Origin of the sequence: Spongiimicrobium salis (assembly GCF_043678055.1) — a bacterium.
Taxonomy (GTDB): Bacteria; Bacteroidota; Bacteroidia; order Flavobacteriales; family Flavobacteriaceae; genus Spongiimicrobium; species Spongiimicrobium salis.
The window spans coordinates 340278-352631 of sequence record NZ_JBHEQA010000001.1; the positions used below are offsets into that span (position 1 = coordinate 340278).

The following is a 12354-nucleotide window of genomic DNA, read 5'->3' on the forward strand; positions in this document are numbered from 1 at the left end:
GGTGGTCACTGCGGCTCAACTAACTTTTTTGACGAACACTTCTGTTGTCATTACACAGATATCCTTTCCATTGACAAACAGGGGTTTGTCCATGAAATTTATGCGTACCGCATCGATTTTGGGCTGTTTGTCAAATTAATTGCAACCCCAATGGCAAATTGATACTTTTGAACTATGATATCCTTTTTAAAGCGACATTACCCTAGGGTCATTGCCTTTGTAATCATTGTTATTTCTCTCTGGGGAATGCTCATTTTTAAGCAACTTGGAGAATTTGAGCACAGCTATGAATACGACAACTATTTCAGCATTTTTCAACTGCTGTTTACCGTTACTATAGGATATCTTATTATTTCCTGGCTATTTCGACTCTGGAAACAATATCGGCAATTGAAGCAAGAGAAATCCAAAGCCGAACTGGCCTTACTCAAAAGCAAGATCGACCCCCATTTTTTCTTTAACACCCTGAACAATCTCTATGGCTTGGCAGTAGAAAAGTCCGACGATACTCCTAAAATGATTTTAAAACTTTCGGAAATCATGCGTTATACCATCTACGAAGGTGCTCGCGAGACGGTCTCGTTACAGGAAGAGATATCCTATTTGGAACAATACATTGAAATTCATAAAATACGCTATAAAAAAAGTGTTCGCATTCATTTTGACAAAGACATAGATATCTCGGAAACCCAGATTCCGCCCTTATTGTTTATTATGCTACTCGAAAATGCCTTTAAGCATGGCGTGGATAGTTTAACACAGGATGCCTATATCCATTTACAATTGAAAGCGAAAAATAAAAACGTATCTTTTACTATAGAAAACAACTATGACGCCAGTAAAAAAGAGCAAGAAGGAATTGGTCTGGAAAACTTGAAATACAGATTGCAATTGTTGTATCCAAGACGACATCAATTGGAGTTCCATTCGGATGCATCGGTATTTAAAGTACAACTCATAATACAAACAAAATGATATCCTATCTTATTGCCGACGATGAGCCTATAGCGCATCGGATCATTGAAGGTTATGCCCAAGATTTGCCCCAGCTTAAAAAAGTGGCCAATTGTTACGATGCTTTCGAAACCATTCGGCAATTGCAACAGCATACTGTTGACCTAGTTTTTTTAGATATCAATATGCCGAAACTAACAGGATTTGAACTATTAAAAACATTGTCACATCCGCCAAAAGTTATTGTCACCTCTGCTTATAAAGAATTTGCCTTGGAAGGTTATGAATTGAATATCGTGGATTATCTGTTAAAACCTTTTTCTTTTGAACGTTTTATGACCGCTGTAAATAAGATTTCTCTACATCATGCCATTCCCACTGTTCCCGAATCGCAACAGCAAAAAGAGGAGCGCCTTAGCATTAAAGGGGATAAAAAACACTATCTCATCGCTTTTGATGATATTCTATTTGTAGAAGCCTATGGCAATTATTGTAAAGTATTCACGATTGAGGAGGTCATTACGACCCTACAAAAAATATCGACCTTCGAAACGCGCTTGCCCCAAAACTTTATACGGATCCACAAGTCCTTTATCGTTGCCAAAAACAAGGTAAAAGCTATTGAAGGAAATACCATTCATCTAAAAAAACACAGCCTTCCCATTGGTCAAACCTATAGGAGTGCCATTAAAATTATTTTTAATACTTTCAATTCTTGAAATAACCATAGGCCGATATTTTAATGAATAAGGAAATTGTTATTATTGGTGGTGGCATCATGGGTTTATGCACGGCGTATTACGCTTTGAAAGAAGGCCATAAAGTTACCATAGTAGATCAATCCAATATGGACCAAGGGGCTTCGTATGTGAATGCGGGGTACTTATCGCCCAGTCATATTATTCCTTTATCGGCTCCCGGAGTCATGAAACAAGGCATCCGTTGGATGTTCAACAAATCTAGTCCCTTATACATTAAACCGAGATTAAATGTCGATTTCATCCGATGGACCTTAGCCTTCAACCGATCCTGCAACGCAAAACATGTAGAGCGTTCCGCGCCTATCATAAGAGATATTGCGGTCTGGAGTCAGCGCTTATACGAAGATATCCGAAAAACAGAAGGCTTTTCCTTCCACTATGAAAAGAAGGGGCTTTTCATGCTGTGTCAAACCGAGAAGATGTTGGAGAAGGAAGCTAAGGTCATCGCTTTAGCCAATGATCTGGGGTTGGAAGCTTCTCTTTTAGACAAGAAAGGGATTGAGAAATTGGAACCAAATATTGGCATTGAGGCCTTGGGTGCAGCATATTTTAAATGCGACCATCATACTACACCTGGGGAATTCATGGCAGAACTGAAAACTTATTTAGAACAAAATGGCGTGACTTTTTTACGTCATGAGAAGGTAGTTGACCTTAGCATGGAGCAAAAAAGAATAACGGCCTTGGCTACTTCCAAAAGGCAATTAAAGGCAGATAACTTTGTTCTTGCCGCGGGTTCTTGGAGCAATTTTCTAAGTAAAAAAATAGGATTGACACTCCTCTTACAGGCGGGAAAGGGCTACCGCATCAACACTAAAAACCCAACGGGAATCCGGATTCCGGCCATCTTAGCGGAAGCAAAATGTGCCGTTACTCCCATGAATGGATTTACACGTTTTGCGGGAACCATGGAAATTGCGGGAATACAAAGTAAAATTAACCCTATTAGAGTAGAAGCCATTGCCCAATCTGTACAACGCTATTATCCCGAACTTGAAATTACTGCGCAAGAAAAGAAGGCCGCAGCATGTGGATTACGCCCAGTATCCCCAGATGGATTGCCTTATATTGGAGTATCCTCAAAGTGTAGTAATTTAGTAGTTGCCACCGGACATGCCATGATGGGGTGGAGTATGGGAGCCGCTACCGGAAAACTGGTCTCAGAAATCATTTCGGAAAAAAAACCATCACTAGATCTATCTCCGTATCACCCAGACCGGAAATTCTAAATTCTTTGGAATACTAGCTTATTGTTAAGCGATTCTTTAGCTTCACTGTTCTTATTGAATTTCATCGACCTCTTCAACAAATACATCAATTATATACCCCTTTCGCACTACTCAGGGAAAAATATACAAGCGAACAGGAAAAGTAGCCATTTTATAAGCCTAATAGGTGTTGCATCTTTGTATTGTCAATATGACACAAGATGGTATTATAAACTTAAATAAAATATAGTATGACAACATTTAATGTTCCAACAAGAGAAGAAGTAAGTTCAGAAAATCAAGCAATTTTTGATCATTTGGAAAAAGCAGTAGGTTTTGTTCCCAATTTATTTGCTACCTATGCCTATTCTGAAAATGCATTAAAAAACTATTTGGATTTTTCCAATGCCAAAACATCGCTTAAAGCAAAGGAAAAAGAAGCGGTAAATTTAGCGGTTAGTCAAGTCAACAACTGTGAATATTGTCTTTCTGCACATACGGCAATTAGTAAAATGAATGGTTTTACCGATGAGCAGATCCTTGAATTGAGAAGTGGAAGAGCTTCTTTTGATTCCAAATTGGATGCCTTGGCAAGATTGGCCAAAAACATTACGGAAAATCGAGGAAATACCGATGCTGAAGTTTTGGAAAATTTCTTCAATGCAGGCTGGTCCAAAGAAAACTTGATCGATACCATTTCATTGGTAGGGGATAAAACAATTTCCAATTATATCAACAATACGACTAGAGTACCCGTTGACTTCCCCATTGCCCAACCTTTAACAAATGAGTTCGCTTAATTTGTGTTTTTTCATGAAAGGCCCGGCTTCATGCCGGGCTTTACTGGAATAGGCCCACTACATATGAAGTAGGCTTAGAACAGTTCTCAACCCTTTCTAAACAAAGCAATAGCATTTGTTTGAAAACCAGTCCCACCTACGATTTTTTCAACACAAACAACAAACAAATGAAAAAATTTCATGTACCTACAAAAAATGAAGTGAATAGCGACAATCAAATCATTTTTGATCATTATGAGAAAAATATTGGTTTTATGCCCAATTCCCTTGCCATTTATGCCCATTCTGAGAATGCTTTAAAAAATTATCTGAACTTCAACAATGCAAAGACTTCGCTAAATGATCAGGAAAAAGAAGCTGTAAATCTAGTTGTAAGTCAGGTAAACCATTCACATCATTGCGTTTCCGTGCATACATTCGTTGGGCGATTAATTGGTTTTACGGATGCACAAATGCTGGAATTACGCAAAGGAAAAGCATCTTTTGACCCAAAAATAGATGCGCTCGTTAAATTGGCGAAAGACATCACAGCACACCGAGGAAATAGCAGGCCGGAAATCCTTGAAAATTTCTTCAAGGCAGGTTGGACCAAGGAAAATTTAATAGATGCCATTTCCCTTGTGGGCGATAAGACCATAGCCAATTACATGAACAGTACAATTCCTTCGGAAATTGATTTTCCTGTAGCTCCGCGACTAGAGGAAGACAATCTCTAGCCATTAAAAAAGCGGGTATCTGCCCCATTAATTTGTGACCATGATACCCCCATCAATAGTCACGGCAGACCCTGTCATCCAAGAAGCATCGTCAGAGGCTAAAAACAACGCTAATTTTGCAATATCATTGGGTTGGCCCAATCGTTTCAGGGGTGTTGCATTCTCTACATTGGCCACTGCTGCATCCGGATCTTCAAATGCCTTGGCTGAATCCCATATCAACGGAGTATCTACAGGTCCCGGACAAATAGCATTGATGCGTATTTCCGGACCGTAATCTAGCGCCATTTGTTTTACCAAAGCTACCAAGGCTGCTTTTGAGGCACAATAAATGGGGTGATTGGGAAAGCTTTTGAACGCAGCTATAGAGGCATTGGAAATAATGGTCCCTTTTTGCGTTTTAATATAGGGAATGGCGTATTTACACAGATAAAAAAAGGCATTGAAGTTTATATTTAAAGTCTGGTGCCAAGCGGCTATGGTCATTTCTGTAATACTCCCTATGCCCAATACTCCAGCATTAGTGACCACACCGTTGAGTTTCCCATAGGTAGCAATGGCACGTGTCACAAGTTGTTCATTGACTTCGGGTTCACTGATGTCCCCTGCATGAAAAACCGCCTCTGCATTGATACTTTTCAACTCTTGAAGCAAGGCCTCTCCCCTTTCCTTATTCCTTCCGCTCAATAGGAGCTTGCCCCCCTCTTCTGCAAACAAAATGGCAATCGCCTTTCCCATACCACTAGTTGCTCCCGTTATGATATATACCTTATCTTTCAATTTCATTTTTTGTAATTTTTATGGCAGTTCTGTATTATTATCCTATCATAAATTCGTAAAAAGTATTCCACTCTACCTCGATTGCGCCAGATTCTCCCCCTCAAGCATTCGTTTACTCCACTCGCACATATTTTTCCATAATACGACGTTTAATATTTAGTTCCTCCACCTCTTCCAATCCGTATTGTACCAATGTGTCGCCATTCATTTCAAGGGTAAATGAAAAATCATGTCCTCTTAATCCTTCTACCCCAGTAAAATTCAGCTTTTCGGTATAGTGATTCTCCTCTAGCCTGTAGGTCCCCCCTCCTCCATAAAAAAGCGCTTCATTGTTGTGATCTTGATTAAAAAATGCAAAATGGGTTTCATTGATGATTTTTATAAAATCTGAAATTTCCAAATCTTTGACTTCAACCGAATCCTTCTCGCGAATTTCGGCATATACCATTTTCCAAGTTCCTATAAGTTTGTCCAAATCTTTGAAATTATCTCCTTGCTCGGTTTCCTTTTCTTGTTTACAGGATGAACAGAGCGCAAGGATGCTCAGGGCGACCAGTATATTTTTCATGTTATAGTCTTATAGGGTATTTATTAAAAGGTTCGCCATCAACTCCATAAAAATTGTGAACAAATGGGCATAGGATGTACTGGACATCGAAGTATTTTAACTTTTACGACAAAATTTTAGTCGTTGTGCGGGTTATTTTCAACGTTTTTTAAATTGATACATCCATTCGTAAATAGTCATATCAAAAGGGTCATAATTACTATTCTCAGTTCCTATTCCACTACTATCATAAGTTCTTGCCCAAGAGCCATGACCTACCTCAGGATAAATAGTCAGTTTAGCTAGCGTTTCAGGGTTTTCGTTATTGATGGCATTAACCATATTCACGGAAGAATCGTATGTAATAATTTTATCTTCGTGGCCGTGAAATGCCCAAACAGGTGTATTTACAAATTGGTTTCCAGTTTGTTCATTTCCCCATCCTGCAATAGGAACGATAACTGCCGCGTATGAGTCATTTCCAAAATCAGAAATATAATCAAAACACCCTCTACCCCCCATGCTATATCCTGTCATGTAAATTCGCTCCCTGTCTATTTTAAGGTTTTCGGCTAAAAGCCCTATAAAATCATGTAAAAGACCCGTATTCCAAGTTGTAGGAGACTGTGGGGACACAACTACCATAGGCTGTTCCGGATTCCACATCCCTCTATCGATCAACCGTGCAGGCCCATTCAGTAAAATAACGTCCAGCACCTCTTCATCTACCGAGCTATCCCCTCTTGATCCACTCCCATGTAAATACACCAATAAAGGAAATTCATCCTCGCCATTTGTATCATATTCTGCTGGCGTATAGAGATGAAATCCATATTCCAATCCAGTGGTTCCGTTGATATAGGCTTGCTGCGTACCGGGTATGATAATCCCTAAATCTACAGCTGTAGTATCCGGAAGTTCATCTTGCCCATCATCATTTTCAGTTTCTTCATTCGCAATCTCTTCATTTGCGATTTCTTTATTTCCGATGTCATTATTAGAACTACATCCTAAAAAAAATTGAAATACGATTAGAAGTAAAAAAAATCTCATTTTGAAAACAGGAATTAAACTTAGATTCTTGAATAAGTATGCTTCTGTAAAATAACGGAAGTAGGATAAAGATAGTAAAACACATACGAATATTATTTTGCATTTTATCTTCTCAAGAACTATCCTTAGTTTACGGTTGTTTTACTCCTAATAATTTCATTGACCACATCGGGGTTGAGTAGTGTGGAGGTATCTCCTAAATTTTCAAAATCATTGGCAGCAATCTTTCTGAGAATCCTTCGCATAATCTTTCCACTTCTTGTTTTGGGCAGGCCAGGAACAAATTGTATTTGGTCTGGCCTTGCAATAGCTCCAATACTCTTGGACACTAATGCTTTGATCTCGTTCTCCAATTGTTCATCTTCCTCTAGATTGGAATAGGTAATGACATAAGCATATAGGGCATTTCCCTTAATATCGTGCGGATATCCCACTACTGCGCTTTCCACCACCATTTCATGTTCATTAATGGCATTTTCAATGGGTGCGGTTCCAAGGTTGTGTCCCGAAACAATGACCACATCATCCACCCTTCCGGTAATTCTATAATTCCCTTCACGATCTCTCAACGCTCCATCTCCCGGAAAATAACAACCCGGATACGCTGAAAAATATACTTCTTTGTAACGTTCATGATTGCCGTAAATGCTTCTTGCCATTGCAGGCCATGGTTGTTTTATAGCCAAAATTCCCTCTATATGATCTCCTTGGATTTCATTACCCTCAGTATCCAATAAAACAGGAGATACCCCGGGCATGGGAAGCGTTGCAAAAGTCGGTTTTTGGTCAGTAACCCCTGCTAAAGAGGAAAGGAGAATACCGCCAGTTTCGGTTTGCCACCATGTATCTACGATCGGGCATTTATTTTTCCCAATATGTGTACTGTACCAATCCCAAGCTTCCTTATTGATAGGCTCACCAACAGATCCCAGCACCTTTAGCTTTGAAAGCTTGTATTTTTCCACTAACGATAAAGGATGTTTTTCTAAAGCTCTAATGGCCGTAGGCGCGGTGTAAAAATGAGTAACCCCGTACTTTTCACATATTTCCCAAAAACGCCCATAATTTGGATAGCTGGGCACACCTTCAAACATCACTGTTGTGGCTCCCGCAGCTAAGGGGCCATATACAATATAGCTATGCCCCGTAATCCAACCGATATCTGCAGTGCACCAATACACATCTCCTTCCTCGTATTGGAATACATTTTTGAAGGTATAGGCGGTATAGACCATATACCCTCCACAGCTATGTACCATGCCTTTTGGATTTCCCGTGGATCCCGAGGTATACAAAATAAAAAGTGGGTCTTCCGAATCCATCACTATAGCCGGAAATACAGGAGAAGCCTTAGCAATCTCATGATGCCACCATTGATCTCTTCCTGAAACCCAGGATACATCTTGACCCGTATTTTTAAAGATAATGGTATTTGTAACCGAAGGACAGTATTGCAATGCTTCATCTACAATATTTTTGAGCGCAATATTTTTTGCCCCTCTATACGTGCCATCTGCAGAAATAAGCAGCTTACAGTCCGCATCATTAATTCTAGTAGCAAGGGATTTTGCCGAAAAACCCGCAAAAACTACGGAATGAATTGCCCCTATACGCGCACAGGCCAAGACTGCCACCGTTAGTTCTATAAGCATGGGCATATAGATGCATACGCGGTCTCCTTTACCAACTCCGTTAGCCTGTAGTACATTGGAAAAACGACATACATTTTCGTGCAGCTCCTTATAGGTCATTTTTCTTGAAGGGGTATCCGGGTCATTCGGTTCCCATAAAATGGCCACTTGTTGCCCACGCTCTTGAAGATGTATGTCCAGGCAATTTTCGGTGATATTCAACGCAGCTCCCTTAAACCATGTGGTTTCAGGCACAGACCAATCATAGGTCAATACACGATCCCATTTTTTATGCCAATGAAAGCTTTCTGCAATTTTCCCCCAAAAGGCTTCAGGATCCTGTATACTATCCTTATAGGCTTTCCGATACTCCTCCTTTGAACGTATCATTACCTCTTGAAGTTTTATTTCTTTACTCATCTTTTACTAATTATAGGCTAGTTCTTTAATGGGATAGTAGTTCATGGCCTACGGTTTCAAAATCGATTTCCGAAGCCTTTCGGTATTGCAATGCCACCGTATTCCAATCTGAAGCCCACCCTTTGGTTACATTATTTAGGTATATAATTTTCAGTTTGTGTTTCCCTTTGGCAAGGGCGATGGAAGCGTCTTTTGGATGTCTTTTAATATCCTCCTTATAATCAATGAGCAATTGATCCCCGATCCATACCTGATCTTGGGTAGTTGAAAAAAAGTAAACCCCGTCTTCTTCAATGTCAATGTACCCTTCTATGGACAAGGCCCTAAAATTGTCTTCATTCACAAAACGTCCCCAATCGTAAGTCACGTTGGCTTGTTCCAAAGAATCAATTGTAGATCCCACAGCTTTCACTGAAAAGTCAACCTCATTCAGGTTTTTAAAATGACCCTTTACCGTCTTTACGGCCAATCCCGGCATCACTTTCTCCGGTTGTGCCGCTGCTACCAATTCTTGTTTTTGAATTTGTATGGTCCGAATACCACTCATTTTACCATGAGGCAATACCGAGGCAATCTTTAAGGTAGTATTAGAATCAAAAGTCAACGAATCCGAATAATTTCTTGAAGTTTTCGTAGGATTACTGCCGTCAACAGTATAAACCAAAGTAGCGGGTCGTGTAGTTTCAAATTTTAGCGAAACTTGGTCCACAAATGCAATTTGATCTGAGGAAGGGCCTTCCGGCAATGGGAGATGATAATTAATATTGTGCTTATCCAAACGTACATACTGCGCTAAAAGTCGTTCTTCAAAATTCTTATAATCCTTTCTTTCAACAGCAGTCCAGGTCAATTCGGCCATGGCCAAAATTCGGGGATATAATTGATACTCTATGACGGCTATGTCTGGAGCGTACTCTGTCCAAACACTAGCTTGCGCTCCAAGAATATGCTTTCTTTTATCTTCCGCTATTGCCGAAGGAACAGGATTGTAATTATAAATATCTTCGAGCAAAATAAATCCCCCAAACGCCATAGGTTCTACCTTATGATCTCCTTGATAAAAATTTAGATAGGTATATTCTGCCGGATTCATTACAACGCTGTGGCCTGCATTGGCAGCAGTAATTCCGCCTTCCTCCCCAGTCCAGGACGTAATACCTGCCGAAGCGGAAATACCTCCTTCTAAAATCTCATCCCAGCCAAAAATTTTCTTTTGATGTGTTGCCAAGATTTGCTCTATACGGGTCATAAAATAGGTTTGCAAGTGTGCTTCATCCCGCAATCCTTCATCAGTCATACGTTTTTGGCAATGCGCACAGCTTTCCCATTTATCCTTAGGAACCTCATCTCCCCCAATGTGCACATATTCAAAAGGAAACAAGGGAGTTATTTCTTCAAAGACGTCTTCAAGAAAACGAAAGGTGAGTTCCCTTCCCGCACAAAAAATACTGGAATCTATTCCCCACAGCGTTCTTGTTGCTATATGTTCTTGTGTACAAGACAGTTCTGGATAGGCTGCCAATACTGATACCACATGTCCGGGAACATCAATTTCTGGGATTACATCGATATAACGTTCTTTGGCATACCCTACAATTTCCTTAATTTCCTCTTGGGTATAGTAGCCTTCATATATACTCCCATCATCATTTTTTCGTTTTGCACCGATCTCAGTGAGTTTTGGGTATTTTTTTACTTCTATGCGCCAACCTTGATCATCGGTCAAATGCCAGTGAAATTTATTGATTTTGAATAGGGCCAGGACATCCAATTGTTTCTTAATTGCGTCTACAGGAATAAAGTGTCTGCTAACGTCCAAATTTAATCCTCGCCATCCAAAAACAGGTTGATCCTTTATGGTAAGTACAGGTATTTTCCATGCTACCGTATTAACGGGGGTTGTACTTTCAATTTCTGGGGGTAAAAGTTGCATCACACTCTGCATGCCATAAAAAATACCTTGAGGTCTTTTGGCCCGTATGGTAACACCAGCTTCCGTGACTTCTAAAAAATAGCCTTCTGCATTAAGTGCCAAGTTTTCATCCAATTCAAATTTGATGATGTTTTCCTTGATTTGCTCAGAAGTAATAATCAAATTAAAACCTGTCGCAGCTTGTATTTTTGCATGAAAGAAAACCGCTATTTTATCCAATTCCTTTGAAGGGGAAACGAAAACCGTATTGGAATTGAGTTGAAATTCCCCCGCTGTCCGCTGTACCTCCATCGGTCGCGGTATAATGGATACATCAGCTGTACTATCCCCCGTAGAAAGAGTATTTTTACAGGATGTAAGTATCAAGGTGGCAAGTACCAAATAGCAGGTTTTTTTCATATTAGTGTTCTTTCAAATAAATTTTGGATTACTATTTTCAACATTATAAAGTTTCCATATACGGTATTTCATCACCATTTTTAAGATGTGGGACCCCATTAAAGTTTCTCGAAAAATATTCGGTCGCATCTTTTTGAAAACTGTTGTTCACAAAATAGGCTTCCATGGTTTTTCGGGTAACCTCTATTTCGTTTTTCCTTATTTTTTTTAATACCAATTTCATGGCTTCTTCACCCAGTTTGAAGTAATCCGAAGTCATATAGCATATATTTGGTTTTGTTTGTTTGGGCAAGGCCTTGGTGTTCTTAATGTAATTCACCATTTGAATATCTTTTTGAGGGCTTTTGGCCACGATAGCTTCAACAAGGGTCATCCATTGTTCATTTTGTACAATGATTCCATCTAAATCAGGAAATTGTGAGAGTAGCACTTCTATTTTCTTTTCCATATTATCATCCATTTCCATAACCACTACTGGGTTATCCTGTATTTTTAATTTATGTTGGGAAATGGCTTCTTCGAAGCCCATGGCCCATTGCTTTCCAACTGGACTTTTATCAATCAACAATACGATGTTCCTGCATATATTTTCGGTGAGTTTCTGGGCTGCCATGAAGCCACAATTTTCATAATCCACAAAAACCTGATTATAGTTCATGGACCGCGAAGTATTGTCCATCAAAACTACGGGAAAGCCTGTACTCTGTAGTTCTTCCAGGTACTGATATTGCTCTTCCCTTACGGTTTCTTCGGTAATTTCCAGAAGTAACCCATCAATGCTTCCATCCATTAACATCCTAATCAGGTATTCTTCTTTTTTATTGGACCCTCCTGAAGGGTAGGTCATTATTTTATAGTCATTTTTGATGGATTCTTCCATAATTCCGGCCATGGCATCTCTAAAAAAAGGGGTAGACAGTTCAGAAACCACAATGCCTATCGTATAGGACTTACTGGATTTAAAATTACGTGCAATGCTGTTGGGCCTATAATTATACTCCCTTGCCATTTCCTTTACTTTCTCCTTGGTTCTTGTACTGATCTCCCTACTATCATTCAAGGCTTTGGAAACAGTAGAAATAGAGAGATTGAGCAAATAGGCAATTTCCTTTAATGTAATATTGGATCTAATGCTATCGTTCTCCATGCGCG

At 39.6% G+C, this 12354-nt stretch carries 11 protein-coding genes; 5 read left to right on the forward strand and 6 right to left on the reverse strand.

Features of this window, described 5'->3' with window-relative positions; all coding sequences use genetic code 11:
• The first annotated feature begins 174 nt into the window (after nucleotides 1-174).
• The 5 genes from ACEXOE_RS01625 to ACEXOE_RS01645 all read left to right on the forward strand — a co-directional run bounded on the left by ACEXOE_RS01625 (nucleotide 175) and on the right by ACEXOE_RS01645 (nucleotide 4439).
• Nucleotides 175-975 carry a sensor histidine kinase gene (locus ACEXOE_RS01625; protein WP_394746978.1) on the forward strand — a complete coding sequence of 267 codons (801 nt, stop codon included), beginning with the start codon at nucleotides 175-177 and terminating at the stop codon, nucleotides 973-975.
• The gene (locus ACEXOE_RS01630; RefSeq protein ID WP_394746979.1) at nucleotides 972-1673 is read left to right on the forward strand and encodes a LytR/AlgR family response regulator transcription factor; all 702 of its coding nucleotides are present in this window, start codon (nucleotides 972-974) and stop codon (nucleotides 1671-1673) included. The genes ACEXOE_RS01625 and ACEXOE_RS01630 overlap by 4 nt, the downstream gene beginning before the upstream one ends.
• A gap of 23 nt (nucleotides 1674-1696) precedes the next feature.
• Nucleotides 1697-2944, forward strand: coding sequence for an NAD(P)/FAD-dependent oxidoreductase (locus tag ACEXOE_RS01635; protein WP_394746980.1), 1248 nt, complete (start codon nucleotides 1697-1699; stop codon nucleotides 2942-2944).
• Nucleotides 2945-3174: 230 nt separating this feature from the next.
• Nucleotides 3175-3723 (forward strand): carboxymuconolactone decarboxylase family protein, encoded by a 549-nt coding sequence (locus tag ACEXOE_RS01640; RefSeq protein ID WP_394746981.1) that lies wholly within the window; start codon nucleotides 3175-3177, stop codon nucleotides 3721-3723.
• Between the two features lie 167 nt (nucleotides 3724-3890).
• The gene (locus ACEXOE_RS01645) at nucleotides 3891-4439 is read left to right on the forward strand and encodes a carboxymuconolactone decarboxylase family protein (RefSeq protein ID WP_394746982.1); all 549 of its coding nucleotides are present in this window, start codon (nucleotides 3891-3893) and stop codon (nucleotides 4437-4439) included.
• 27 nt (nucleotides 4440-4466) lie between these two features.
• Here the strand turns inward: ACEXOE_RS01645 and ACEXOE_RS01650 are convergent, their stop codons facing one another.
• The 6 genes from ACEXOE_RS01650 to ACEXOE_RS01675 form a co-directional block, all read right to left on the reverse strand.
• Nucleotides 4467-5225 carry an SDR family NAD(P)-dependent oxidoreductase gene (locus ACEXOE_RS01650; RefSeq protein WP_394746983.1) on the reverse strand — a complete coding sequence of 253 codons (759 nt, stop codon included), beginning with the start codon at nucleotides 5223-5225 and terminating at the stop codon, nucleotides 4467-4469.
• A 106-nt stretch (nucleotides 5226-5331) separates the two neighbouring features.
• Nucleotides 5332-5787, reverse strand: coding sequence for a lipocalin family protein (locus ACEXOE_RS01655; RefSeq protein ID WP_394746984.1), 456 nt, complete (start codon nucleotides 5785-5787; stop codon nucleotides 5332-5334).
• Nucleotides 5788-5925: 138 nt separating this feature from the next.
• The gene (locus tag ACEXOE_RS01660) at nucleotides 5926-6819 is read right to left on the reverse strand and encodes a carboxylesterase family protein (protein ID WP_394746985.1); all 894 of its coding nucleotides are present in this window, start codon (nucleotides 6817-6819) and stop codon (nucleotides 5926-5928) included.
• Between the two features lie 125 nt (nucleotides 6820-6944).
• On the reverse strand, nucleotides 6945-8870 hold the full coding sequence (gene acs, locus ACEXOE_RS01665; RefSeq protein ID WP_394746986.1) for an acetate--CoA ligase: 1926 nt from the start codon (nucleotides 8868-8870) through the stop codon (nucleotides 6945-6947).
• Between the two features lie 25 nt (nucleotides 8871-8895).
• Nucleotides 8896-11202, reverse strand: a complete 2307-nt coding sequence (locus ACEXOE_RS01670) for a family 20 glycosylhydrolase (RefSeq protein WP_394746987.1) — start codon at nucleotides 11200-11202, stop codon at nucleotides 8896-8898.
• A 43-nt stretch (nucleotides 11203-11245) separates the two neighbouring features.
• Complete coding sequence (locus ACEXOE_RS01675) at nucleotides 11246-12349, reverse strand: LacI family DNA-binding transcriptional regulator (RefSeq protein WP_394746988.1); 1104 nt, start codon at nucleotides 12347-12349, stop codon at nucleotides 11246-11248.
• Between the last annotated feature and the right edge of the window lie 5 nt (nucleotides 12350-12354).